Origin of the sequence: Deinococcus sonorensis KR-87, from assembly GCF_040256395.1 — a bacterium.
Lineage (GTDB): Bacteria > Deinococcota > Deinococci > Deinococcales > Deinococcaceae > Deinococcus > Deinococcus sonorensis.
This window is the reverse complement of sequence record NZ_CP158296.1, coordinates 41,004-66,046: the sequence shown is the minus strand read 5'-3', so window position 1 is coordinate 66,046 and position 25,043 is coordinate 41,004. Positions and strand designations below refer to the sequence as shown.

The 25,043-nt window shown below is 67.3% G+C and carries 22 protein-coding genes; 9 read left to right on the top strand and 13 right to left on the bottom strand.

Annotated elements, in window-relative coordinates; translation table 11 throughout:
• Positions 1 to 154: 154 nt before the first annotated feature.
• The 7 genes from ABOD76_RS00295 to ABOD76_RS00265 all read left to right on the top strand — a co-directional run bounded on the left by ABOD76_RS00295 (position 155) and on the right by ABOD76_RS00265 (position 8,005).
• The gene (locus tag ABOD76_RS00295; RefSeq protein ID WP_350240940.1) at positions 155 to 1,465 is read left to right on the top strand and encodes an ABC transporter substrate-binding protein; all 1,311 of its coding nucleotides are present in this window, start codon (positions 155 to 157) and stop codon (positions 1,463 to 1,465) included.
• 81 nt (positions 1,466 to 1,546) lie between these two features.
• A complete protein-coding gene (locus tag ABOD76_RS00290) occupies positions 1,547 to 2,485 on the top strand; it encodes a carbohydrate ABC transporter permease (protein WP_350240938.1) in 939 nt (312 codons plus the stop codon).
• Between the two features lies 1 nt (position 2,486).
• The gene (locus tag ABOD76_RS00285) at positions 2,487 to 3,359 is read left to right on the top strand and encodes a carbohydrate ABC transporter permease (RefSeq protein WP_350240937.1); all 873 of its coding nucleotides are present in this window, start codon (positions 2,487 to 2,489) and stop codon (positions 3,357 to 3,359) included.
• Between the two features lie 22 nt (positions 3,360 to 3,381).
• Positions 3,382 to 4,344 carry a glycoside hydrolase family 43 protein gene (locus tag ABOD76_RS00280; protein ID WP_350240936.1) on the top strand — a complete coding sequence of 321 codons (963 nt, stop codon included), beginning with the start codon at positions 3,382 to 3,384 and terminating at the stop codon, positions 4,342 to 4,344.
• A complete protein-coding gene (locus tag ABOD76_RS00275) occupies positions 4,341 to 5,345 on the top strand; it encodes a glycoside hydrolase family 43 protein (RefSeq protein ID WP_350240935.1) in 1,005 nt (334 codons plus the stop codon). The genes ABOD76_RS00280 and ABOD76_RS00275 overlap by 4 nt, the downstream gene beginning before the upstream one ends.
• Before the next feature lie 52 nt (positions 5,346 to 5,397).
• Positions 5,398 to 7,371: an alkaline phosphatase family protein gene (locus ABOD76_RS00270; RefSeq protein ID WP_350240934.1), complete on the top strand. Its 1,974-nt coding sequence runs from the start codon at positions 5,398 to 5,400 to the stop codon at positions 7,369 to 7,371.
• Position 7,372: 1 nt separating this feature from the next.
• Entirely contained in the window at positions 7,373 to 8,005 is a 633-nt protein-coding gene (locus tag ABOD76_RS00265) for a hypothetical protein (RefSeq protein ID WP_350240933.1), read from the top strand.
• A 61-nt stretch (positions 8,006 to 8,066) separates the two neighbouring features.
• Here the strand turns inward: ABOD76_RS00265 and ABOD76_RS00260 are convergent, their stop codons facing one another.
• The 5 genes from ABOD76_RS00260 to ABOD76_RS00240 all read right to left on the bottom strand — a co-directional run bounded on the left by ABOD76_RS00260 (position 8,067) and on the right by ABOD76_RS00240 (position 12,591).
• Positions 8,067 to 8,285 carry a hypothetical protein gene (locus ABOD76_RS00260; protein WP_350240931.1) on the bottom strand — a complete coding sequence of 73 codons (219 nt, stop codon included), beginning with the start codon at positions 8,283 to 8,285 and terminating at the stop codon, positions 8,067 to 8,069.
• Positions 8,286 to 8,375: 90 nt separating this feature from the next.
• Positions 8,376 to 9,329: an ABC transporter substrate-binding protein gene (locus ABOD76_RS00255; RefSeq protein WP_350240930.1), complete on the bottom strand. Its 954-nt coding sequence runs from the start codon at positions 9,327 to 9,329 to the stop codon at positions 8,376 to 8,378.
• A 58-nt stretch (positions 9,330 to 9,387) separates the two neighbouring features.
• Complete coding sequence (locus ABOD76_RS00250) at positions 9,388 to 10,365, bottom strand: ABC transporter permease (protein WP_350241074.1); 978 nt, start codon at positions 10,363 to 10,365, stop codon at positions 9,388 to 9,390.
• Between the two features lie 26 nt (positions 10,366 to 10,391).
• On the bottom strand, positions 10,392 to 11,900 hold the full coding sequence (locus ABOD76_RS00245; RefSeq protein ID WP_350240929.1) for a sugar ABC transporter ATP-binding protein: 1,509 nt from the start codon (positions 11,898 to 11,900) through the stop codon (positions 10,392 to 10,394).
• Between the two features lie 433 nt (positions 11,901 to 12,333).
• Complete coding sequence (locus tag ABOD76_RS00240) at positions 12,334 to 12,591, bottom strand: DUF6582 domain-containing protein (protein WP_350240928.1); 258 nt, start codon at positions 12,589 to 12,591, stop codon at positions 12,334 to 12,336.
• Between the two features lie 266 nt (positions 12,592 to 12,857).
• Here ABOD76_RS00240 and ABOD76_RS00235 point away from each other — a divergent pair, with 266 nt between their 5' ends.
• Positions 12,858 to 14,003: a ScyD/ScyE family protein gene (locus ABOD76_RS00235; protein ID WP_350240927.1), complete on the top strand. Its 1,146-nt coding sequence runs from the start codon at positions 12,858 to 12,860 to the stop codon at positions 14,001 to 14,003.
• A gap of 291 nt (positions 14,004 to 14,294) precedes the next feature.
• On the opposite strand, the gene ABOD76_RS00230 is transcribed toward ABOD76_RS00235, so the two are convergent.
• Both ABOD76_RS00230 and ABOD76_RS00225 read right to left on the bottom strand, forming a co-directional pair.
• Positions 14,295 to 16,031, bottom strand: a complete 1,737-nt coding sequence (locus tag ABOD76_RS00230; RefSeq protein WP_350240926.1) for a sensor histidine kinase — start codon at positions 16,029 to 16,031, stop codon at positions 14,295 to 14,297.
• Positions 16,032 to 16,346: 315 nt separating this feature from the next.
• Entirely contained in the window at positions 16,347 to 16,775 is a 429-nt protein-coding gene (locus tag ABOD76_RS00225) for a helix-turn-helix domain-containing protein (protein ID WP_350240924.1), read from the bottom strand.
• Between the two features lie 265 nt (positions 16,776 to 17,040).
• Between ABOD76_RS00225 and ABOD76_RS00220 the strand changes: the two genes are divergently transcribed.
• Positions 17,041 to 17,931, top strand: a complete 891-nt coding sequence (locus ABOD76_RS00220; RefSeq protein ID WP_350240923.1) for an endo alpha-1,4 polygalactosaminidase — start codon at positions 17,041 to 17,043, stop codon at positions 17,929 to 17,931.
• Between the two features lie 95 nt (positions 17,932 to 18,026).
• Here the strand turns inward: ABOD76_RS00220 and ABOD76_RS00215 are convergent, their stop codons facing one another.
• The 6 genes from ABOD76_RS00215 to ABOD76_RS00190 all read right to left on the bottom strand — a co-directional run bounded on the left by ABOD76_RS00215 (position 18,027) and on the right by ABOD76_RS00190 (position 25,042).
• Complete coding sequence (locus ABOD76_RS00215; RefSeq protein WP_350240921.1) at positions 18,027 to 18,782, bottom strand: endo alpha-1,4 polygalactosaminidase; 756 nt, start codon at positions 18,780 to 18,782, stop codon at positions 18,027 to 18,029.
• Between the two features lie 50 nt (positions 18,783 to 18,832).
• A complete protein-coding gene (locus ABOD76_RS00210) occupies positions 18,833 to 20,941 on the bottom strand; it encodes a hypothetical protein (protein WP_350240919.1) in 2,109 nt (702 codons plus the stop codon).
• An 8-nt stretch (positions 20,942 to 20,949) separates the two neighbouring features.
• Positions 20,950 to 21,834, bottom strand: a complete 885-nt coding sequence (locus ABOD76_RS00205) for an NAD-dependent epimerase/dehydratase family protein (RefSeq protein ID WP_350240917.1) — start codon at positions 21,832 to 21,834, stop codon at positions 20,950 to 20,952.
• Complete coding sequence (locus ABOD76_RS00200) at positions 21,822 to 22,592, bottom strand: nucleotidyltransferase family protein (protein WP_350240915.1); 771 nt, start codon at positions 22,590 to 22,592, stop codon at positions 21,822 to 21,824. The genes ABOD76_RS00205 and ABOD76_RS00200 overlap by 13 nt, the downstream gene beginning before the upstream one ends.
• A 64-nt stretch (positions 22,593 to 22,656) precedes the next feature.
• On the bottom strand, positions 22,657 to 23,649 hold the full coding sequence (locus ABOD76_RS00195) for an SDR family NAD(P)-dependent oxidoreductase (RefSeq protein WP_350240913.1): 993 nt from the start codon (positions 23,647 to 23,649) through the stop codon (positions 22,657 to 22,659).
• A 73-nt stretch (positions 23,650 to 23,722) separates the two neighbouring features.
• Positions 23,723 to 25,042, bottom strand: coding sequence for a hypothetical protein (locus tag ABOD76_RS00190; RefSeq protein ID WP_350240911.1), 1,320 nt, complete (start codon positions 25,040 to 25,042; stop codon positions 23,723 to 23,725).
• Position 25,043: the final 1 nt, after the last annotated feature.

Below are 25,043 nucleotides of genomic sequence, written 5' to 3'. Positions count from 1 at the left end.
ACACATTCTGGCCGAACGCGTAGCATCCAGCCACATCATCTGTAGTGTGCACAGTAAGGCGGGCCGTCCTGGCGCGCCGATGTTCACTCCGGCCTGCCCAGGCCTGTTGATTGTTGTGGCTCCAGTTCGTCTTTCTTTTTCCTGAGGAGGAAATATGCGTCGTTCCACCACCCTGATGCTGCTGGGCGCGGCCCTGCTGCTGCCGTCCGCATCCGCCGCCTACAGCGGTCCCAAGGTCACCATCAGCTACCTGCACGGCTTCACCGGCCCCGACCGCCCCGTGATGGAAGGGCTGATCAAGCAGTTCAACTCCACCCACCCGAACATCGAAGTGAAGGCCCAGGCGCAGCCGTGGGGCACCACTTGGCAGCAGCTGCCCTCGCTGGTGGCCTCGGGCCGCTCGCCCGACGTGGTGGTGATCAACGAGGACCAGATCACCGGCTTCGTCGCCCGTGGCGCCGTGTCGCCGCTGACCCCGGCCGAGCTGAAGAGCGCCGGCATTGACCAGAGCCGCTTCTACGGCCCGCTGTTCAAGACCGCCGACTACAAAGGCAAGAGCTACGGCGTGCCGATCTCCTCGGTGGCGTACGTGATGTTCTACAACAAGGACCTGATGAAGAAGGCGGGGCTGGACCCCAACAAGCCGCCGCGCACCCGCGAGGAGTTCCTGAAGGCCGCCCAGGCCTGCACCGTGGACAAGAACGGCAAGAAAGCCGGTCAGGACGGCTTTGACGCCAAGAACCTCGACACCTGGGGCGTCAGCCTGTACAACAACTGGGTCGGCTCGCGCCTGGCGTACGCCGCCATCCTGCAGAACGGCGGCAGCCTGGTCGACAAGGACGAGAACGCCGCGTTCAACAGCCCGCAGGCCGCCAGCGCCGTGCAGTTCCTGGTGGACCTGGTCAGCAAGTACAACGTGGCCCGCCCCAACAGCACCGAGGAGGCCGAACTGGCCGCCTTCAGCCAGGGCAAGGTCTGCATGTTCCCGTCCGGCCAGTGGTACAACGACCGCTTCGAGCAGCAGAAGATGAACTACGGCGTGGCCTTCCTCCCGCAGATCGGCGGCACCAAGCAGGATGCGGCCTGGGGCGGCAGCAGCCACCTGACCCTGCCCAAGCAGCGCGCCGGCTATGACGCCAACAAGCGCGCCGCGGCCCTGGAGTTCATCAACTGGATGACCCAGCCGGCCCAGAACCTCACCTGGACCAGCACCGGCAGCCTGCCGACCCAGGCGGCCGTGGCCAGCAACAAGAAGCTGGCTGACCAGAAGATCAGCGGCATCTTCAGCAAGCTCAGCAGCATCTACGCGGTGTCGGGCTTCCCCTGGAGCGGTCAGGTCCTGAGCCCCTTCGACAACGCCTGGGAGAACGCCTACCTCGGCAAGAAGCCGGTGCAGCAGGCGCTCAACGACGGTGTGTCCGAGGCGAACAAGCAGATCGGTCAGGCCCGCAAGAGCCTGCAGTAAGGCTCTTCCGCAGCCGCAGGTGCCGCGCCGAACGCGGCCCTGCGGCGCTCCTCATCCACACGCGAGGTGCCCATGAGTGCCGTGACTTCAACCAGTGATCAGGTCGCCCGTCAGCCACGGCAACGGCCCGCCCAGCGGGTGTCGCTCGTGCCGTATCTGTACCTGCTGCCGCACGCCATCCTGTTTCTGCTGTTCGTCGTGTACCCGGTCGGGTACGGGCTGTACGTCAGCTTTCACCGCTGGGACCTGCTGCAGGAAACCCGGCCCTTCGTCGGGGTGGAGTACTACCGCAACCTCTTCGACCCGTCCACGCCGCAGTCGCAGTTCTTCTGGCAGACGCTCAAGAACACCCTGTTCTTCACGGTGGTCAGCGTGCCGCTGCTGGTGATCAGCTCGCTGGGGCTGGCGGTGCTGCTGCACCGGCCCATCTTCGGCCGGGCCTTCTTCCGGGCGGTGTTCTTTCTTCCGGGCATCCTGACCGTCAGCGTCATGGGCATCCTGTGGCGTTGGATGTTCGACAACCAGATCGGGCTGGTGAACGCCGTCATCACGCAGTTTTTCCACCGGCAGCCGATTCCCTTCCTGTCCACCGAGTGGCTGGCCTGGATTCCGATTGTGGTGGGCACCGTGTGGTGGACCATCGGCTTCAACATGACACTGTACCTGGCTGCGCTCGGCAACATCTCCGAGAGCCTCTACGAGGCCGCGTCCCTGGACGGCGCGACCGCCTGGCAGCAGTTCCGCGGCATCACCCTGCCGCTGCTCACCCCGCAGACGCTGTTCGTGGTGGTCACCACCGCGCTGGCGTCCCTGCAGCTGTACGGGCAGTCGCTGGTCATCACCAACGGTGGCCCCACCCGCACCACCCAGAGCGTCATCCAGTACATCACCGAGGAAGGCTTCAGCAACAACCAGGCGGCCTCCGCCACCGCGATGGCCTTCGTGTTCGGGGTGATCATGCTGATCTTCACCGCCGCGCAGTTCCGCATCATGGCGCGCGACGTGCAGGGAGGCAACTGATATGGCGCTGGCGGCCCCCAACCTGAACCGGCACGGTCAGTCCCGCTCCCGGCGGCTCCCGCGTGACATCCCGCGTTTTGTGGTGCTGTGCATCCTGGCGATTCTGTTCCTGGCGCCGGTGTACTGGATGATCTCCACCTCGCTCAAGCCGGAGGCCGACACCATCGCGCAGCCGGTGCAGTGGATTCCGGCGCACCCCACCCTCTCCAATTACCAGGAAGTGCTGAACTCGCCGGACGGCGACATCCTGCGCTGGACCTGGAACTCGCTGTACGTGGCGGCCCTGTTCACCGTGCTGCACCTGATCATCTGTGTGCTGACCGCCTACCCGCTGGCCCGCATGCGCTTTCCGGGGCGCAACGGCTGGTTCTGGTTCATCCTGTCGAGCCTGATGATTCCCGGCATCGTGACGCTGGTGCCGACCTACCTGATGATGATTCAGTTCAACTGGATCAACAGCTATAACTCATTGATCTGGCCGGGCATTCCCGGCGTGTTCGGCGTGTTCCTGCTGCGCCAGTTCTTTGCGGGCATTCCGCGTGAGCTGGAGGAAGCCGCGCACCTGGACGGCGCGAACAGCTGGCAGGTGCTGTGGAACGTGATTCTGCCGCTGGCGGTGCCGGCGCTCGTCACGCTGGGCGTCTTCGCGTTCATGGGCTCGTGGAACAACTTCCTGTGGCCCAGCTTCGTGGTCACCGACCCCGAGAAGATGACGCTGCCGGTGGGCATCACCACCTTCTCACAGCGGTACGTGACCGACTACGGCAAGCTGATGGCGTCCACCGCCCTGGCCGCCGTGCCGGTGCTGATCGCGTATCTGGTGGCCCAGCGGTACCTGGTGGCGGGCCTGGCCACCAGCGGTATGAAGGAATAAGCGCGCCCTCGTCTGGAGTGTCATGAAAACCTACACCAACCCTGTGTATCCCGGCAGCTTTGCCGACCCGTTTGTCCTGCAGCACGAAGGGATGTACTACGCCTACGGTACCGGCCACGCGCCGGAACCGGGCGGCCGGCATTTCGAGGTGCTGGTGTCGCCGGACCTGATTCACTGGACCTCGCACGGCGGGGTGCTGGAGCCGCTCCCCGACCCGCAGCGGACCGACTACTGGGCGCCGGAGGTGGCCTACTCGGAGGGCCGCTTCTACATGTACTACTCGGCAGGCCAGGCCGATAAGGGCCACCAGCTGCGTGTGGCGGTGGCCGATCAGCCGACCGGTCCCTTCGTGGATCAGGACATCGTGCTGACGCCGGACCTGCCGTTCTCCATTGACGCCAGCCCATTCCAGGACCAGGACGGGCAGTGGTACCTGTACTACGCCCACGACGTGCTGGAAGGCGACCGGGTGGGCACCTCGCTCTCGGTGGACCGGCTCGTCACCATGACGCGGCTGGAAGGTGCGCCGCGGCAGGTGCTTCGCGCCACCCAGGACTGGCAGCTGTACGCCGCGCAGCGCGAGATGTACGGAGCGGTCTACGACTGGTACACCCTGGAAGGCCCGTTCGTGGTGCCACACGAAGGCCAGTACTACCTGTTCTACTCGGGCGGGGCGTGGCCGGAAGCGACCTACGGCGTGTCGTACGCGGTCGCAGATCACCCGCTGGGGCCCTGGACCGAACCGGACCATGTGGGGCCGCTGGTGCTCAAGACGGTGCCCGGCAAGGTGATCGGGCCGGGGCACAACTCGGTGGTCAAGGCCCCCAACGGCGACGACGTGCTGGTGTACCACGCCTGGGACGTGGACAAGACCGCCCGGCGGCTGTGCCTGGACCGCATCGTCTGGACCCCGGACGGCCCGCGCACCGAAGGCCCCACCCTGACGCCGCAACCGGCGTTCACCGCTGACCAGGAGACGCCATGACCAAAGCCCTGATGGTGCTGGGCCTGCTGCTGGGTGGGGCCGGACCCGCCACCACCACTCCGGCCCCCACCCCGGCCAGGTCCGCCGCCACCTTCCAGAACCCGGTGATCGCCGAAGATTTCCCGGACCCGGACATCCTGCAGGTGGGCAAGACCTATTACGCCTACAGCACCAACGCGGGCGGGCAGACGGTGCCGGTGTTCCGGTCGGCCGATCTGGTGCACTGGGACGCTGTGGGCGACGCGATGCCGGTGCTGCCCGACTGGGCCACCGGCGGCAACACCTGGGCGCCGGACGTGATGAAGGTCAAGGGCGGCTACGCTCTGTACTTCACCGCCCGCCACACCGACAGCGGCCGGCAGTGCATCGGCGTGGGGTTTGCCACCAAGCCGGACGGCCCCTTCAACAGCCCGTCCAAGACGCCGCTGGTGTGTCAGCTGGATGTGGGCGGCAGCATTGACGCGGCCGGCTTCACCGATCAGGACGGCAAAGCCTACCTGTACTGGAAGAACGACGGCAACTGCTGCAGCCAGCTGACCGGGTTGTGGGTGCAGCCGCTCTCGCCCGACGGACAGACGCTGACCGGCAAGCCCAAGGACCTGATCTACAACGGACAGCTGTGGGAAGGCAACCTGATCGAGGCGCCGTTCATGTACCGGCACGGCAGCCACTACTATCTGTTCTACTCGGCCGCCGCCTGGGACACCGACACCTACGCGGTGGGGTACGCGGTCGCCACATCTCCGCTCGGCCCCTTCAAGAAATCGGCAAACAATCCGCTGGTCGCCACCACCGGCCCGGTGGCCGGCCCCGGCGGGCAGGGCATCATCACCGACGGGCGCGGGCAGACCTGGATGTACTACCACGCCTGGAACAGCGCGGAAGTGGGCTATCAGATCGGCGGGCAACGCTCCCTGCGGTTGGACCCGCTGAAATGGAAGGGTGACGTGCCGGTGGTGACCCCCAGCGTGAAGACAGAGCCGGCGCCCGCCAAACCCTGACCGCTGGCGTGCACCTGACACGCCGCTGAAGGTGCGGGCGTTTGATGGTCACGTGAATAAATTTTCCCTGATTGGCGGCGCCCTGCTGGCGAGTCTGACGCTGGGCAGCTGCACGCAGACGAAGCCGCCCACCACCGTGACGCCCCACCGCACCATCATTTTCGTGTGGGACGGCATGCGCCCGGACGCCATCAGTCAGCAGGACACCCCCAACCTGTACGCGCTGCGTCAGGCGGGGGTGAACTTTACCGACAACCACAGCACCTACCCCACCTTCACCATGATGAACGCCGCCAGTTTCGCCACCGGCAGCTTTCCCGGCACCACCGGCTTCTACGGGAACACGCTGTGGCAGCCGGGGCCCAAAGGCAAGGACGCCAGCGGAGCGGACGTGGATTTCCAGCAGCCGGCCTTCACGGAGGACTACGCGATCCTGACAGACCTGGACGCGTACTACAAAAACCAGCTGATGCAGGTGGGCACCCTGTTCCAGGCGGCGCAGGCCAAGGGCCTCAAAACGGCGGCCATCGGCAAGAGCGGCCCCGCCTTCCTGCAGGACTACACGCGCGGCGGCCTGATTCTGGACGAGCGCCATGTGTACCCGGCGTCGCTGGCCAAGGGGTTGCAGCAGGCGGGCATCGCGCTGCCCAAGCTGACCCCGGTGGCCTACGCCGACGGCACCGTGACGCTCGGCGCGGACAACGGCGACCCCACCGCGGGCAAGCCGAAGGTGCTGCTGGCCGACAAGGTGACCAGCGACCCCAGCACGGCCACCACCGAGCTGAACGCGGACGCCAACAGCTACATGATGAGCGCCTACCTGAACTACATCCTGCCGACTGAGAAGCCGGACCTGAGTCTGGTCTGGCTGCGCAGTCCCGACAGCACTGAGCACACCTACGGCGTAGGCACCGCCCCCTTCCGCGACGCGCTGCACACCCAGGACGCGCTGCTCGGTCAGCTGCAGGCCAAGCTGAGGGCGCTGGGCGAGCTGGACAGCACCAACATCATCGTGGTCAGCGACCACGGGCACAGCAACGTGGCGGGCGACGCGTCTCTGTTTCCGCTGCGGGCCATTGCCGGCGGCGCGGTAGGCGCCCCGGATCAGAACGGCTACTCGGTCTCTGGCGACGTGCGCACCGCCGACCTGATGACCCGCGCCGGCTTCACCGCCTACGACGGTGGCGGCTGCGTCAATGACCCGGTGCTGAGCGGCATCAAGGCCGACGGCAGCGTGGTGTACGCGCCCAAGACCGACACGGACGGCAGCATCTGCGGCAAGGCTGGCGCCACCTACATCACCCCCAGCTACCGGGTACCGGCCACGGTGCCGGCCAACGCCTTTGTGATCGCCGCGAACGGCGGCAGTGACTATCTGTACAGCCCGGCCCACGACCCGGCCCTGGTGGCCAAAGCGGTGCGCTTCCTGCAGTCGCGTGAAGAATACGGCGCCATCTTCGTGGATGACCGCTACGGGAAGCTGCCCGGCACCTTCCCGATGAGCCAGGTGCGGCTAGAGAACGCCAGCGGGCGCAACCCCGACATCATGGTCAGCTTCAACTTCAACGCGGACGCCAAGGTGCAGGGCTTCCCCGGCACCGAATACGAGAGCGCCCAGAACAACCGCGGCATGCACGGCAGCTTCGGGCCAACCGACGTACACAACACCCTGGTGGCCAGCGGACCGAACTTCCGCAGCGGCTTTGCCACCACCACCCCCAGCGGCAACGTGGACGTGGCGCCGACCGTGGCGGCCATCTTCGGCGTAGCGCTCCCGAAGGCCGACGGCCGGGTGCTGCTGGAAGCCCTGAAGGGCAACGAGGCGCTGAAGCTGTCGGTCACGGCCAGAACCGTGGCGCCCGAGACGGCGGCCACCGGCCTGACCGTCGCCCGGCCCACCGACCCGGACGGCAAGGACGTGAACTCGGCGCTGAGCAGCTACACCGCGCAGCTGAAGGTCAAGACCCTCATCCAGAACGGCCACAGCTACACCTACTTCGACAGCGCCGCGCCGGTCCGGAAGTAACGTGCGCCGCACCACCCTCCTGACCTGTGCCGCGCTGCTGGGCGCTCCAGCGGTGGCGGCTCCCACCGCGCCCAGCTGGGAACAGGTGTTCGGGGACGTGCAGGGACCACTGCACCTCAAGGCCACCTACCAAGGCCGGCAGGGGCAGGCGCAGCCGCTGGAATTCTGGCGCGCCGCCTCCGGCCAGGTGGTGCGCCGCACCGGGGGCCGGGCGGAGCTGCGGCTCATACCCGCCGCGGATGGCGAGGACCTGTACCAACTGCGCAACCTGCAGAAGCGCACCGCCTTCCTGGTGCACCGGGTCAACCTGTACCGGGTCGGCATCTTCACCGACCGCTGGGGCGTTCAACACCTGCTGGACCGGCCGGTTTCAGGGGCGGCCGTGCAGGACCTGAAACGCGGCAGTGTGGTGGCCGGTCAGGCCTGCCACTGGTGGCGGATTCAGCCGGCCGGTCAGGCCGCGCAGCAGGTGTGCTGGGCCGCCCGGCTCGGCGTGCCGCTGCAGCTGAAGGCCGCCGGGCACACGCTGCTGACCGTAACGGCCGTGCAGCGCAGCGCCCAGCCGTGGCCATCGTCCCAGCTGCCGCAGGGCTGGCAGGAATTCAATGCCGATGAGGACATCGCGCCGGACTGAGCCGGACAGCTTAAAAGGGCGGGCGAACCAGAAATTGGTTCGCCCGCCCCTTCACCGTGGCTCAGTCCTGCTGGTCCGAGGGTTCGCCCTGATCCTCGTACAGCGCGGGGTCGTTGGCGCCGTAGTGTGAAGCGCTGGTCCCGTCGACGGTGGCGTCGACGATGTCGGCCTCCTCCGCCTGCTTGGGCGGCTGGTAGATCGGTCCGTTTTCGCTGACATCGGCATCCGGCAGGGCGTTGGAGGTCTGTGCCGGTGCGTTCGGGTCCGTGTTATCGGTCATGAGTTAAGCTCTCACTCCCTCCAGTGTGCTGGCCATCATTCGTCTCAAGAGCACTTTAGGCTCGGACGCCGCGCTCCGCTGCCCCCCGCTTCAGAACGGCGACTTCGGGAAGTAGTACTCGGCGGCGTTCGCCTTGGTGACCAGTACGCTGGGAATGATGGTGCTCTTGGCCATGGCCGTGTTGGTCATGCGGGCTTTGGCCAGCAGCCGCATCGCGTCGCGGATCATGGTGGGCGGATACGTCACGTCGGCGGTGATCAGCTTGTCGCCGTCCATCACCTTCTTGACCATGTCCTTCATGCCGGCGCCGCCCAGCACGAACTTGATGTCGGTGCGCCCGGCCTGCTGGATGGCCTTCAGTACGCCCACGGCGATGTCATCGTCCTGCGCCCACACCGCGTCGATCTTCGGGAAGCGGGTCAGGTAGTCCTGCATCACCCGGAAGCCGTCGTCGCGGTTCCAGTTGGCGTACTGCTTGTCCAGAATCTTGACGTTCGGGTACTTGGTCTTGATCACGTTCTCGAAGGCGTCCACCCGCTGGTTGTCAATCACGGTGGCGATGCCGCGCAGCACCACGACGTTGCCCTTGCCGCCCAGCGTCTTACCCACGTACTCGCCGCTCACGCGGCCCAGCCCGGGATTGTCGCCGGCCACGTAGGCGCTCTGGGCCGTCGGGTCGGTCAGCGCCCGGTCCACCACCAGCGTGAACACGCCCTGCTTCTTGAGGTCGGCCACCGGCTTGGTCAGCGGCGCGCTCTCCTGCGGCAGGATCACCAGGGCGTTGATCTTGTTCACGGTGTAGAGGTCCTGAATCTGGTTGGCCTGCTCGTTCGAGTCCTTGGCGGTCTTGACGATCACGCTCAGGCCCGGATACATCTTCTCCAGTTCGGCTTTGGTCTGGTTGGCCCAGTACACGATGCCGGCCGTCCAGCCGTGGTCGGCCGACGGAATCGAGACGCCGATCACCTGCTTGGTCTGGGCCAGCGCCGCCGAGGCCAGCAGGGCGAACGAGAGGACCACGGACTTGCGGAGTACCTGAGACATGGAAAGCTCCTTGGGGGGCGAGAGAGGCGGGAAGCGGTCGGCGGAAATGCGGGGCCGCTTACGTGCGGCGGCCACGCTGGAGGAAAGCCACGATGATGATCACCACCCCCTGAACGGCGGCGTTGAGGTACACGCTGATGATAGACGTGAGGTTCAGGACGTTCTCGATGCTTAGCAGCAGCACGGCACCCACCACGGTGCCCCAGATACGCCCGGAGCCCCCTTTGAGTGCGGTGCCGCCGATAATCACGGCGGCGATGGCTTCCAGCTCCCACAGCAGGCCAGTGCTGGGGCTGGCGCTGCCCAGGCGTGGCACGTACAGCAGGGTGGCGATGCCCACGCACAGGCCCTGAATGACGTAGGTCGTGATCTTGACGCGGGTCACGTCCACGGCGGCGTACCGCGCCACCTGTTCGTTGGAGCCCACCGCCTGCACGTAGCGCCCGTAGCGGGTGCGGTTCAGGATCAGCCCGCCCAGCAGCGCCACGGCGGCGAACACCAGAATCGGGATCGGAATGCCCAGCAGCTTGCCGTAGTACACCGGGCTGTAGCGGTCGCTCAGCGCGTTGTCGAGCGAGATACTGCCGCCCTGCGACAGGTACGTCAGCACCGAACGGAAGATGCCCAGCGTGCCCAGCGTCACGATGAACGGCTCGATCCGGCCACGCGTGATGGCGGTACCGTGCAGCAGTCCGGCGCCCACGCCGATCAGCAGGGCGCTCAGCATGCCCAGCAGAATGCTGCCGGTGATGCCGAGGCTGGGGGCGGCCGCGTTCATGATCAGGATCATCGAGCCGGCCATCAGCGCCGCCATGGACCCCACCGACAGGTCGATGCCGCCAGACACGATCACGAAGGTGGCGCCCACCGCGATGATCCCGATAAAGGACGCCCGCGTCAGCACGTTCGACAGGTTGGAGACAGTCAGGAAATCCGGGTTGAGCGCGGTGGCGACGGCCATCAGCGCCAGCAGGCCCAGCAGCGGCCCCAGCGCACCGAGGCGGCTCAGCAGGGGCGGGCGCGGCGCCGGCGCCATCACGTCCGGCGTGGTGTCGGGCGTGGTCACGCCGGCACCTGCGCGGCAGGAGTGCGGAGTCCGGTGGCGTACTGAATCACAGTCTGTTCGTTCATGGCCTCGCCCTCCAGAGTGGCCACCACCCGGCCGCTGTGCAGCACCAGCAGCCGGTGGCACAGCCCCAGCAGCTCGTTCAGCTCGCTGGAAATCACGATGACGCCCTGCCCGGCGGCGGCCAGCTGCTGGATCAGGGCATAGATCTCACGTTTGGCGCCCACGTCCACGCCGCGCGTCGGTTCGTCCAGAATGATCACCTGCGGGTGCACCTCCAGGATGCGGGCCAGCGCCAGCTTCTGCTGATTCCCGCCCGACAGCGCGCTGGCCGGCACGTCCAGACGGCCGGTGCGGATGCCGTAGGTCTGCACCGCCCGCTCCAGGGCACGCTGCTCGGCGCGCGGGTCCAGCACCGGGCGCGCGTAATGCTGCAGCGTCATCAGGGTCAGGTTCGGGCGCAGCTGGAAATCCACCAACAGGCCCTTGCCCTTGCGATCCTCGCTGAGATACACGATGCCCGCGCGGGCGGCAGCGCCGGGGCTGCCCAGCCTCACCGGTCGCCCTTTCAGGCGCACCTGACCCACCGTGGAGCGGCGCAGGCCCAGCAACCCCTCGAACAGTTCGGTGCGGCCTGCGCCCACCAGCCCGGCGAAGCCCAGCACTTCGCCCTGGTGCAGGGTAAAGCTCGCGTCCGTCGCCCAGCCGGGCACCGACAGCCCCTCGACTTCCAGCAGCGGCGCGTTGCTGGGCGGGGCGTGGGGCGGGAACATGTCCTCCAGCTCCCGGCCCACCATCAGGCTGGCCATCTGGTGCGGGGTCAGGTCCTGGGCCGGGGCGCTGCTCACCACCCGGCCGTCGCGCAGCACCGTGACGGTATCGGCCAGCGCCTTGACCTCCTCCAGTTTGTGGCTGATGTACAGGATGGTCACGCCCTGCTCGCGCAGCCGCCGGATCAGGGCGAACAGCGTGTCGGTCTCGCGCACCGTCAGCGTGGCGGTGGGCTCGTCCATGATCAGCAGCCGCGCCTCACGCGACAGGGCCTTGGCGATCTCGACCAGCTGTTTGTGCGGCACACTTAGCTCGCGTACCCGGGTGCGGGGATCCAGGGTCAGGCCCAGCCGCTGCAGCGCGGCGGCAGCCTGGGCATTCATGGCGCGGTCGTCGAGCAGCGCGCCGCCCAGTTCGCGGCCCAGGAACATGTTCTGCGCCACGCTCAGGTCATCGGCCAGGTTGAATTCCTGGTGAATCAGGACCACGCCGCGCGCCTCGGCGTCCCGACTGTTGCGGAAGTGGGCCGGTTGCCCGTTCACCTCCAGAGAGCCACCGCTCGGCGGCAGGTACCCACCCAGGATCTTCATCATGGTGCTCTTGCCCGCGCCGTTCTCGCCGATCAGCGCGTGCACCTCGCCGGGACGCACCTGCAACGACACGCCGTGGAGCACCTGCACCGGCCCGAACGAGCGGGTGACGCCATGAAAAGCGGCTGCGGAAGGCGCGGTCATGGTCCGGCCTGCAGGACAGCGGAAACGTGAATGGACCGGTACAACAACCTGGATCACCTCGAGCACTTCAGGTCGCCTGAGCGACCGGCAGGACAGGTTAGGAAACGCTGTATGGGAGCGTCAGATGAAGTTAATGAACGGTCGCATCATAGCACAACGAAATCGATTTCCAAGCGGCCTGGGAGGGGCCGGGAAACAGTCGGGCGGACGGCGACCAAGCGACGGCAGAGACACCTCAAACAGGCAGGGTGGGGCAGACCTCAGAATGACCCCGCATGGATGGGGCCGACACTCTCTAAAGAGGGAAGCCTGAACGTGTCAGCGTGCGGTGTCTTAATCCTGATGATGGCTGTTGAGGCAAACCACGGTCTGCCAATGGCTCCAGCACAAAGGAGAGCAGCCAGACTCCGGCTGCTCTCCTGGCTTGTGAGCGTCAGCTGGCGTCTGCCGCCTGCATCACCGCATCGTCCTGGTTCAGCTCCACGCCATGCCGTTGTGCAGCGGTCACGATGTGCTTCGCCGCCTGCTGCCGAGCCTCGGTGCTCTCGAAGTGGGTCTGCGAGAACCGTGCTGCCGCGTTACGGATATGCTCGTCATCGTGAATGGGCAGGTGCCGACCGCCATGCTTGTCGATGTAGGCGTACTCCCTGTCGGACAGGTTCTCTCGCTGATCACCGGATAATTCAGCCATGGTGCCTCCTGTCTCTGTATGGTGGCCCGTCTCGCTGAGGGCTGGCTGATGGGCCTCCCAAGTGCAGGAAGCTCGCATGGGAAAGGCTGGGACATCCACATGCCGTCGCCGCCAACTGTATCCCTAAGATTGGATGAAACTCTGGAATATGAGATTTCGCACATTCCGACTTAAGAGTTGTACTCTGCACTACACAGAGCCAGAAGAGCAGTGAGGCCACACCGGGTGGCCTGCAGGTCGACGTGCTCTGTTCTCAGGAGGACGCTATGCAACGAACCAGCGTTGTGCAGGTATCTCTCCGTTCTGGTGCGGTGGCGCTGCTGACAGGCGCCCTGCTCTCCGGTTGCACGCCTGCACCGGTGCCCACCCCCGCCGAGGGCGCTGTAGTCGCACAGAATCTGTCGGGACCGATGGGCGTGTACGCGGCGGGCGACGGCAGTGTCTGGGTGGTCGACAGCGGTACAGCCGGGACTGCCGGCAGTTTCACCGTGCCGCCGGACCCGGGCAGTACCACCCCCACCACCATCAACTACGGCGACACTGCCCAGATTGTGCACGTGGATGCTGCCGGCAAGTCCACGGTGGTCGCGTCCCTGCCCTCTCTCGGGGGCCCGGAAGGCGCTGAGGGCGCCAGCCGCATCACCATGCTGAACGGCAACATCTACGTGACCTCGGGCCACTGGGCCGAGGGAGCCAGCATCGCCCGCCTGCCCAAGACTGCGGCCGTGCTGAAAGTGTCGGGAACGACCGTCACGGAAGTCGCGGACGTCTGGGGATTTGAGGCGACGAACAACCCGGACAAACAGGTCAAGGACTCACATGCCTACGGACTCGCGGCCGGGCCGGACGGTAACCTGTGGATGACGGATGCTGGTGGGAATGACCTGCTGAAAGTCAATCCGACCACCGGCGCGATCACGCTGATGGCCGTGTTCCCGAACCTGCCGAACACCAACCCACCCGCTGGCGTGCCGCCCTTCTCTGAACCGGTCCCGACCGGCGTGGCCTTCCTGAAAGATGGCGCGGCGTACGTATCGCTGCTGCCGGGCTTTCCTTTTACACCCGGTGCCAGCAAGGTGGTCCGCGTCGCGGCTGACGGCAGCCAGCAGGACTATGCCACCGGGCTCAGCATGACCACCGACCTGCAGACCGGGCCGGACGGCAACCTGTATGCCGTGGAACTCGGGCAGTTTGGTGAGCAGGGCCCCGCGCCCGCCACCGGGTCCATCGTGCGGATACGGGCTGGCGGGGTCAAAGAGACCGTGCTGACCGGCCTGGATACCCCGACAGCCATCTCGTTCAACGCCAGGGGTGATGCGTTCATCACCACCGGCGGCGCCGCAGCGCCCAACACCGGCAAGGTGCTGCGCTGGGACAACTTCACCACACGCAAGCCTGTCCAGGCTCCGTGAGCTTGAGGCAGGGGCCGGCCAGGTCATCCGGCCCCTGCCGCTGCGTAGAACTTTTTGACAGGAGGGACAGAGTGTCGGTTCCAGCGATTTGACACAGACGCTCAGGACGTTGCCTGGGATGCGAGCGGTGTCGTCCGCACTGGGAATGGCAAGGGGACGCGCTATACCGATCACGAGCTGCCAGATGGGTGCCAGGACAGCTCAACTTCTGTGGACCCGCACCTTTGCACTGTTGACTCAGGTTCTGCTGAACGATCGAACGGCTTTCAGCTGCTGACAGCGTGGGCGGCGTCAGGCATCTTGCAGCACCAGATGGAAGGTGGTGCCGTCGCCGGGCGTGCTTTCCACCCAGACCTGTCCACCGTGCCGCTCCACAATTCGCTGGACGATCGCCAGGCCCAGCCCGGTGCCCGCGTATTCCTGCTGGGTGTGCAAGCGCTGGAAGATACCGAAGACCTGCTCGAAGTGCTGAGGATCAATGCCAATGCCATTGTCCTTCACCTGGACGTGCCAGCCGGCCGGATGAGGCTTGGCCCGGACGTGCACGTCCGGGGTAGTGCCTGGGTGCTGGAACTTCAGGGCGTTGCTGAGCAGGTTCTGGAACAGCTGAGCCAGTTCGGCGGCGTTGCCCCGCACGGTGGGCAACGGGTCAACGGTGATGCGGGCCCCCTGCTCCTCAATGCGGACCTGCAGCCGCAGCATCGCCTCGGTCAGCGGCGTGTCCAGCGGCACTGCTTCCAGCGGCGTGGGTGCGGCCGTGTAGGTGGACAGCGTCAGCAGGTCGCGGATCAGCGCGTGCATCCGGGTGGTACCGCCGATCATGAATGAGAGGTAGCGGCGTCCGGTGTCGTCCAGCCGGTCGGCGTATTTGCGCTCCAGCAGGCCGCCGAAGCTGATGACGGTGCGCAGCGGCTCCTGCAGGTCGTGGCTGGCGACGTGGGCAAAGCGCTCCAGATCGTTGTTGCTCTGCTTGAGCCGGGCGTTCATTTCGGCCAGGGCAAGGTGCTGCCGTTCGATCTGGGTGGTCGCTTCCGTGCGTTCCAGCGCCAGACCGATGGTGGAGGCAGCGCGGCGCATCAGGTCCTGCTGGCTGTCGGTCCAGGGACCCCGGTCGGTGGAGCGCCAGACGATCAGGCCGGCGACCACCTCGCCAGCGCGGTTCACGATCGGCTCCAGTCCGTAGGCGTATCCACCCAGGCCGGAAGCGTTTCCGCTGCCCTGCTCGTACTGATCCAGATACACGGCCTGGCGGGTCTGGGCGGCCCGGTGCAGCATCGGGGTTTCCTGCGCCGAGAAGCTGGCACGCGCCAAGGTGGCCGCAACTGCCGCCGGAAGCTCGCCCCAGACCGTGACCTCCTGCAGCACCGGACGCCCGAACGGCACCACCAGCATGGCGCTGGCCTGCAGCACCGGGGCCAGCTGATCGAGTGCGGTGCGTTCCACCTGGGCGTGGGTGGTGGCCACCTGCAACGCTTCACCCAGCGCGGCTAGAATCTCGGCGCGGGCCACGGCCGCCTGCAGCGCCTGGTTGCTGCGCTCCAGCTCTCGCTGCTGCTCCAGCACAGCCCGCTCGGCGTTCAGCAGCTGGGAGACTCTGGGAATGAGTGGTGGCAGCGCGGCGGCGGTGGCCACGCTGACCACCGCCGTGAGGCCCTTGAGGTACCCGTCCAGCCAGTACACCGGCTGCCAGCGCACCAGGACGTGCATCAGGTGGGTACCGCCACACGCGACGATGAATAGCCCGAACGACAGCACCACCCAGTCGAACGGCAGCAGCCGCCGGTGCTGGAACACGATGTATGCCAGCACCGCCGAGATGAAGGTGTACGACAGACCGATCAACAGGTCAGACCCAAGCTGCAGCGCTGTCAGGGCTCCCGGCCAGGTGCTGTGCATGTCGCTGGTGAAGGGGCGGATGTCCAGCAGATGCCCCAGGATGCCCGGCCACAGCAGCGGCAGCCCCAGGCCGGCCAGCGCAATGGCCAGGGTGCGCCAGGTGGTGGAGGTCCTGGGAGCCAGTCTCAGCATCCGTCAGGACCGAGCGGCCGGACCTCTGCACCAGACAGCCGGTCCGGTCCAGCGCGAAGCGTGAATGAAGATTGTAAAGGCACACTGCATGGTAGGCCAGACCATGAGCAGGCGGTATGAGAAAAACAAACCGATCTTAAAAGGCGTTGCGAAGACGGAAGGTGTCGCTTCCTGAGGCTCAGTTGGATGAGCAACGCCGACACCAGCGACATTTGCGAACATTGTCACAGCCAGGACGTGTGCGATTTTTCGCAAAAAAATGTCACCCGAATCACTTTTATGAGTGAGATGAGGGCATGCACGCGTCAATTCACGTCAGAAATCCTGCGGTGAATGCTGACGCAGCAGCCGGTAGATGCTCGCTTCGCTGAGCTTCAGCCCAGTTCGCGCCTCCAGATGGTCCGCCAGATGGCGGGCGGTCCAGTGGTCGTAGGGCAGACCCAGCTCGTGTGGATGGTGCTCCAGCGCCCGGCGAAGCTCCGCCCGGTACTGCGGTGTGGCCTTGGTGGGCGCGCCGGGCCTCGGCGCGTCCTGCAGCCCCTCAATCCCGCGCTGCAGGTAACGGTGAAGCCAGCGGCGCACCGTTTCCTGATGATGCCGGATGATTCGGGCGATCTCGGCCACGTTGCGGTGTTCCTCCGCGGCCAGCAGCACGGCAAGCGCCCGGACCCGCACCCGGCCTTCATGGGCGCTGCGGTACAGCGATTCCAGTTCCCTGAGCTGGTCCGGCTGCAGGGATGTCATGCGAAAGGGCGCATATCGCCTCCGGGGCCGGGTGGCCGAACTCTGCAGAATCATTGAAAGAGAGTGAGAAGGAAGAGGGGCGGCTCAAACCTCTTCTCAACTTTGGGTCATGTCATTCATAAAGGTGCCAGATACAGTCACCCAGGCCGCGCAGAAGCGCTCTGGCCTGCCGTTGCCGAAACCCTGGGTTTCCGGCTTTTTCACGCCGTACTCATGTTGTGACGTGCTGACCCGTCGTGTCGGCCGTCCGGAAAACGAGGAAACTATGCGTCACCTGTACTTTGGGGGACTGGCCCTGACTGTTGTCCTGGCCGCCTGTAGCCAGCCCACCGTTCCTGCATCCGACGCCGCTTCGGCGGCCCCTGCCGTCCAGGCGCAGACCCTGCCGCCCATCAAGCTCCCGCCGCGCGGCAAGGTCGGCTGGGACTGGCAGATCGGCGCGTCCTCCTCGTCGTCGATCGCGGTCCCGGCCGGCGTCACGGTCATGGACCTGGACGGGTTCACCGTCTCTGCGACCAAGGTGGCCGCGCTCAAGCAGCAGGGCATCTACACCGTGTGCTACATGGACATGGGCAGCTATGAGCCGTGGCGCCCGGACTCCTCGCGCTATCCCAACTCCATCAAGATCCAGCAGGACCCGGACTGGCCGGACGAGTACTTCCTGGACGTCACCAACGTGTTCAAGAGCCCCTCGGTGCTGGCGCCGATCCTGATTGACCGCATGAAGCTGTGCAAGAGCAAGGGCTTTGACGCACTGGAACCGGACAACCTGCAGAACGACGAGAACGTCAGTGGTGGCCGCATCACCCGGCAGCAGCAGCTGGACTTCAACGGCTGGATTGCTGACCGCGCGCACGAGAACGGCCTCGCGGTGCTGCAGAAGAACGGCCCCGACCAGATCCTGCAGCGGGACCGCACCGGCAAGATGATGGTCGAGAAGTTCGACGGCATCCTGAACGAGCAGTGCCAGGAGTACGGCGAGTGCAGCGCCCTTGGCGAGTACACCCGGCGCGGCAAGCTGGCTCTGGATGCCGAGTATCGCCGGACCGCACTGAACTGCTCGATGATGAGCGCCAGCGGGATCAATGCCATTCGCAAGGACCTGGACCTCGTGGGCAAGAACATGAGCGGGTACGTGCGGATCGGCTGCCCCTGAGCCGGAGGGTGATCACGCTCCGGCGGTGAGGCGGCGGGCGGTGGCCGGGCCACGGCGGTGAACGCGCCGGGCCCGGCCTGCACTGTTCAGGCCCCTCAGATGCTGTTGAGTTCACGAACACTCACGAAGGTGGTCAGCCCCAGCGCCCGCGCCCGCACCCGCGCGGCGCGGCGCTGCTGATCGGTGGTGGCGTAGTCCAGGGCATACACCTCGAGGTCGCAGCTGCGGACCCGCCGCAGCATCTCGGCCGTGTAGGCCAGCTCATGCGGGCGCAGCTTGCGGTAGCCGTCCTCCCAGGAGGTGGTGAACGTTTCCATCAGCACGCCGTTGACGTAGCGGGCCATGTCCGGCAGCAGGTCGAAGCCGCGGTTGGCCAGGAAGTAGGCGTCCGGATGCCGCTGCCGCAGGCTGCGCAGGGTCCGCAACAGCGGCGAGCGGTCCGTGGGAAATAGGATGGAGCTGTCGAGCGTGTCGAGCAGCAGCCCGTCAAAGTGCTGCAGGGCCTCGGCGGCGGTGGCGTACAGCCGGGCATTCCAGGCGGGATGCCCGATTTTGACGTACCAGGTGTTCCACGCTGGATTGCGGCTCCGCCGGGACCACGCTGACGGTTCCGGGCTGGGGTCCTCGCCCACGCTCAGGTAGGCCAGCGGCTTGACCCCCCGCCCCTTGAGCCACAGGATCTCGGCGGGGGTGTAGTGCTGCGGGTGCAGCACCACCATCCGATAGGCGCTCAGCCGCTGCAGGCTGCCGTGTCCGTAGTACACCGCCAGCGGCTTGGGCGGCACACGGGTCGCCCCGGCGGCCGGAGTCGGCGAGGTGGAGGCGTCGAGCAGGAGGCGTGAGGTCGTCATGGGGTCTCCAGCGGGCTTGGGGGGCGGATGATGGACGGGTCAGGCACCGGTTACTTCAGCATCACGGTCAGTGACTGGTTCGGGCTGAAATCCCAGAAGCGGGTGCTGCGGCCGCCGTACACCGTGGCGTTGGTGCCGGTCAGGCCGGTGACGTACACGGCGCCGCCGCTGGGCGAGGTGATGGTGACGGTCTTGGCGGCGTAATCCGCTACGGCGCGCACGTTGCTCTTCATGAAGGTCGTGCGCCGCCGGATCTCCTGCCCCAGAGTGTCCCAGGCCAGCGTGCCGAGGGGGAGGTTGCTGTACTGGCTGTACTTGGTCAGGACCGCGCGTTCCCAGTCGCTGGCGATGCTCTTGCCGGGCGCGTACTGGCGCAGATTGGTGACGTGCATGTAGTGCGGGAAGGCCGCGCCGAGCAGGATGTGGTTCAGGGCCATGTCGCTCTCCTTGTCCAGGATCTCCGCGTAGGTCAGCGCGTGATCCCAGTAGGGGAGGGTGCCGCCGGGGGCGTACACCGCGTTGTAGGACGACACGATCTCCTCGGGCGTGGTGGCGTAGTAGAAGATGTTGGTGGGCCAGCGCGGAATCAGCAGGACGCTGTTGTTCAGCGGATGCGTCACGCCGCAGGTGGGGCAGCTGGGGTCCCACTGGCCGTCCACCGAGTGGTTGGAGGCGAGGTACTGGACATTCGTGTCCTGGGCCGCCTGCAGGAAGTTGGCATTGGAGCTGGTCAGGCCGTAGTTGGTCTTGAGGCCGTCTCCATTGGCGTTGTAGTACCCCAGGCCCGACATGTCGCCCGTGACCAGGCCCTTCTTGCTGAACACCAGGCCCAGCGTGGTGCCGATCCGCTTGTTCGGCTGCAGCTGCGCGTAGGAGTCGTCGTAGTTCAGGAAGTCCATGTACTCGTGATCGCGGGTGTGGCTGATCCAGTCGAAGGTGCTCCCCAGGCAGCGGCTCACACTGGTCAGCGGGTCCACACTCTTGACGTTCGGGTCGCAGCTGAGCGGGGCGGCGGTGTTGGCCCCGCCACCGTTGTACGCAACGGCGAAGCGGAAGGCGCGCGCCACGTCGTACGTGTTCTGAATCTCGGTCTGCCGGTCCCGGGCGGCCAGCGCGTCACTGGCGGACATTCGGAACGCTTCGGGCCGGATGGTGTGCGTGACCGGGTCGTACTCGTCGTCGGCCAGGAACCAGTCGTCGATATCCAGCTGGTTGTAGCGCCGGTACTGGCCCAGATACAGCCCCTTCGTGACCCAGTTGACCAGGTCGAAGCCGAGCAGCTGAGTGTGCAGGAAGTTCTGATTGTGCGACATGGTCAGGGCCATGCGCTCGCGGCCATCGGTGGTGGTGGAGGTGGCGGCCAGCACCATGCCAGGGTTGTTCTTGGCGGTCAGGACCGGTTGAACGGCCGTGACGCCCGCCGCCGCCCACTGGCTGGACGGCAGCACGCTGGCCGGGTAGTTATAGGCGTTGCGAACCGGAATCACAGCGCCGGCCCGCAGGTCGCTGGTGATGGTCTGGCCCGGGGCGGCCACCACGTCAGCTTTGTCCGAGGCGCTCCCGTCGATGTAGCGCAGCGCGTAGTCCTCGGGGAAGGTGCCGGGGTAGGTGTACAGCGAGAGCTGCCGGACCTTGAAGGTGGCTTCGTACTGCCACAGGGTGGTCCACTCGACCCCATCGAAGGCGTATTGGAAGTTGCCGCCGCTGTCCTGGTACAGCAACGAGTTGTTGGTCAGGACCACGCCCTGATAACGCCCGGAGCCATCCGGGGCGATCAGGGTGTCGGCGGTCAGGGTGGTGTTGCTTGCGTCCAGCACGTCGTACGGCACTCCGGCCTGCGCCAGCATGGCCTTGGCCGCGTCCAGGTCCGGGTCCGTCGTCCCGGCGGTGATGATCAGCATCCGCAGGGCCACCAGATTCGGATTGGCGGTCACGGCCAGCGGCTTCAGGCGGCCACTCTGCAGGCGGGGCGCGTTCACGTGAGGCAGCCGCATCAGGTTGCTGGCCGGCAGGGCGGGCGTGCCAGCAGTCACCCCCGGGTGCACCGGCTTCCCGGCCGACGGGCCGGTGGTGGCCGGGGGCCGGGTGGAGGGCGAGGAACAGGCGACCAACAGGGCGGTGGTCAGGGCCGTCAGGATCAGGGAACGCTGGGGGTTCATGGGGCTCCTTAAGCGAGGGTGCGGCGGGGGGCGGTGTGCGCTTCGACGTCCCGCCAGAGGGCATCGAGTGCGTCCTGAAGGCTGTAGCTGGGTGCCCAGCCGAGCCCACGCAGCCGCGACACGTCGGCCCGCTGCCACAGCAGGGCCCCGGAGCGGCTGGAGCCGGCGGCGTGTTCGTGAATCTGCCCCGGATAGCGGCACAGCCGGGCCAGCGCCCGGACCAGCGTGCGGGCCGGGACCGCCTCGCCGCGCCCCACGTTCAGCAACGGCTCGGCGGGAGGCGCGCGCAGCACCAGCTCCACCGCCCGTGCCACGTCGCGGGCGTCGATGAAGTCGCGCCGGGCGCTCAGGTCTCCGAATTCCACCTCCGGGGCGTGCTCGCGCAGGGCCTGCTGGAACAGCCGGGCCGCGCGGCCGGGCAGCGTCTGGGGCCGCTGCCCGGCACCCACCGGATTGCACACCCGCAGCACCGTGACGTCCAGCTCCGGCGCGGCCGCCAGCAGCGCCCGGGTGGCGGCCAGCTTGCTCTGGCCGTAGGCGCTGTCCGGCTGCGGCGGCGTGTCCTCCGACACCACCTGGGCCAACGGGCCGTACTCGGCGGCGGAACCGAGCTGCACCACCCGCGGGTGCGGCTCTACCGTCAGGGCCGCCCGGATCAGCTGCTGCACCAGCGTCAGGTTGGCCAGCGTCAGCTCCGCGTCGGTGCCCTGGGTGCGGCCGGCACAGTTCACCACCGCGTCCGGCCGGGTGCCGCGCAGCAGCGCCTCACAGCCGCCCGCGAGGTCCAGCTGGCTGGAGGGCGGCGCGTTCACCACCTGATGGCCTGCTGCGCTCAGCGCCGCCTGCACGTGGCCGCCCAGAAAGCCGCTGGCGCCCAGAATCAGGACGCGCACGCTGTGTCTCCCAGCGCCGCCTGACGCAGCGGGTCCGGCACCAGCCGCAGCTGGGGCAGCAGGGTGTACTGCAGCTCATCGAACTGCGCGTTGGCCCGGTCGTAGTCGTCGGGCCGCCCGATGTCCAGCCAGTAGCCGCCGAAGTGGTAGCTGGCCGGCGGCGTGCCGCGCCGGAGCAGCTCCATGATCAACCGGTCCATGCCCAGCGGGACGCCCGGCAGGAAGCCGCGCAGCGTCTCGCGGCTCAGCGCGTACACGCCCATGCTCACATCGAAGTCGAACACCGGCTTCTCGCGGAAGCCCACGATGTGCCCCTCGGCCACGTCCAGCACGCCGAACTCGCTGCTGACCTGCCGCTGGTAGGTGGCGACCGTCAGCGGCGCGCCGCCGTGAATGTGGTCGCCGTACAGCTCCGCGAAGTCGATGTCGGTCAGCACGTCGCCGTTCATCATCAGGAAGTGCTCCGGCAGCTCCGAGAGCATCGGCAGCAGCGGCCCGACAGTGCCGAGCGGCTGCTCCTCCTCCACGTACTGCACGTCCAGGTCGAAGCGGGCGCCGTTGCCGATGAAGGCGCGGATCAGGCTGCCCATGTGGCCGATGGCCAGCGTGACCGAGGTGACGCCGTGGTGCCGCAGCTGCAACAGCAGAATTTCCAGAATCGAGTAGCGGTCACCGATCGGCACCAGCGGCTTGGGAACGCAGGTGGTGTAGGGGCGCAGGCGGGTGCCTTTTCCTCCGGCCAGAATCACTGCATGCATGGGAAGCTCCTGTGGGGACCGCCCGGGCGGTGGGCGGAAAGGGAGGCGAGGCGGGCTGCGGCCATCAGACGGTGTACAGGTGGGGCTTGTAGCGTTCGAGGTTGCGCGGCTGGTGGAACCACTCGACGGTGCGGGTGAGGCCTTCGTGCAGCGGGTAACGCGGTTGCCAGCGGGTCAGGCGGCGCAGTTCCCGGTTGTCGCACACCAGCCGGCGCACCTCCGAGGCGGCCGGGCGCACCCGCTGCTCCTCTTGCTCGATCTGCACGGGCCGCTCCATCACGTCCGAGATCAGCTGCACCAGGTCGCCCACACTGATCTCGCTGTTGCTGCCGGCGTTGAGCGTCTGCCCGATCACCTCCGGGCCGGCGGTGCCCACCGCCACGAAGGCAGCGGCGGTGTCCTGCACGAAGGTGAAGTCGCGGGTGGGCGTCACGTCGCCGAGCCGCACCGCCGGCTGGCCGGCCGACAGCTGCGCGATGATGTTGGAGATCACGGCGCGCGCCGACTGGCGGGGCCCGTAGGTGTTGAACGGCCGCAGCGTCACCACCGGCAGCTCGAAGCTCAGGGCGTAGCTGTTCACCAGCTGGTCCGCGGCGGCCTTGGAGGCGGCGTAGGGCGACTGCGGGTTGACCGGATGCGTCTCGTGGATCGGGACGGTGCGGGCGGTGCCGTACACCTCACTGGTGCTGGTGTGGACCAGCCGGGGCGTTTCCAGCGCCCGGGCGGCCTCCAGCACGTTCAGCGTGCCGATCACGTTGGTCTCGATGTAGCTGCGCGGCGCCTGATAGCTGTACGGAATGGCGATCAACGCGGCCAGGTGGTACACCGTGTCGGCCCCCCGCATCAGCGCCTGCACGCTGCCCGGGTCACGCACGTCGCCCAGCTGCACCTCCACCTGCGCCATCACCTCGGCGGGCAGCTGTTCCAGCCAGCCCCAGGTGTTGAACGAGTTGTACTGCACCATCGCGCGCACCCGGGCGCCGCTCTGCACCAGCGCCTCCACCAGATGCGAACCGATAAATCCTTCTGCGCCGGTTACGGCTACCATCTGTGCCATCGGGTCCTCCTGTGCCGGGTCCGTGCCGGCGGAACTGGGGCGGGTTCGGAATTCCTGTTCGTGGGGTTCGGGGTCAGTGATAGGTGGTCGGCACCAGCAGCGCCCGCACCACCCCGTAGCTCATACAGATCAGCACCAGCAGCGCGCCGAGCAGTGGCGCCCAGCTGGGAGCGAGCGGCAGCAGGGCCAGCGCCGCGCCGCTGCCGAGCAGCCACGCCATGCCGCTGAGCCACGGCTGTCCGACGTTGCTCACCACCGTGCCGAGCAGCAGCGCGCAGCCGTAGACCAGCAGCGGGAGCAGCGCGGTGACGGTGGCGCGGGGATCGGCCCACGCCTCCGGACGGGTGATCAGCAGAAACGCGCCCAGCAGCGCCAGCAGCACGCCCAGGTACACCGCCAGCGCCACGCCCAGCGTGCGGAGGGCGTGCCCAGCCAGGCTCAGCATCTGGCCGTGCCGCGCGGCCAGCGACCGCAGCTGACCGTAGAACTGCACCGACAGCACCTCCATGGCCCCCACGCTCACGATCACCGGCAGGATGGCCAGGGCGCCCAGCCGGTGCAGCGCCACACTGAACACGCCGGTCACAAAGAGCGCGCAGGTCCAGCCGGAGATGGCGTGCGCCAGGGTGGCGTGCCACGCCGGGTCCGGCAGCTGCAGGCCCGCCGGGGGCCGGGGCTGTCCGGCCAGGGCCACCAGCGGGAGCAGGGCCGCGGTGAGGGCCGCCACCCACCCGCCCACCGGGTCGTGCTGGCCGAGCAGCAGGTACGCCACGCTGGGCAGGTACGCCACGGCGGCCAGCGGGAGCTGCCCCAGGATCAGCAGCGACGCGAAGCCCGCAAAGGAGGTGCCGGCCACGCCCGCCACCAGCGCCGCCGCCAGAACCGGCTGGTGCGCCAGCAGGGCCGTGCCGGCCCCCACCGCCGCCGCGACCGGGAGGGTCAGCAGGGTCGCCTGCCACAGGAAGCGCCGCAGCGGCTCGCCGGTCCGGCGGTAGCCGATGCTCGCCAGCCCCTGGCCCCAGCCCCAGCCGAAAATCACCGAGGCCATCAGGGCCTCCTGGGCGGCGGGAGCGCCGGTCAGGAGCGGGCTCGCCACTGCCAGGGCCGCGCCCGGCAGCGCGTACAGCACGCCGCGCGGCGCCAGACGCCACATCGGGCGGGCCACCGTGACGCTGCGTACAGCCGGCGCCGTGTAGGGCAGGTGGGAGTAGAGCGCTTCGGCGCAGGCAAACACATCCGGCAGGCCGTACTGCTCCCGCACGAGGTCGTCGTTGAGGCCGGTCGCTTCCAGGGCGGCGGCGATTTCTTCCGGCTGGGTGGCCTGGGCGCAGACCTGACGCAATTCGCGTCCCAGCCGGCCCAGGTTCGGGCTGGCGTCCTGAAGGCTCGTCATC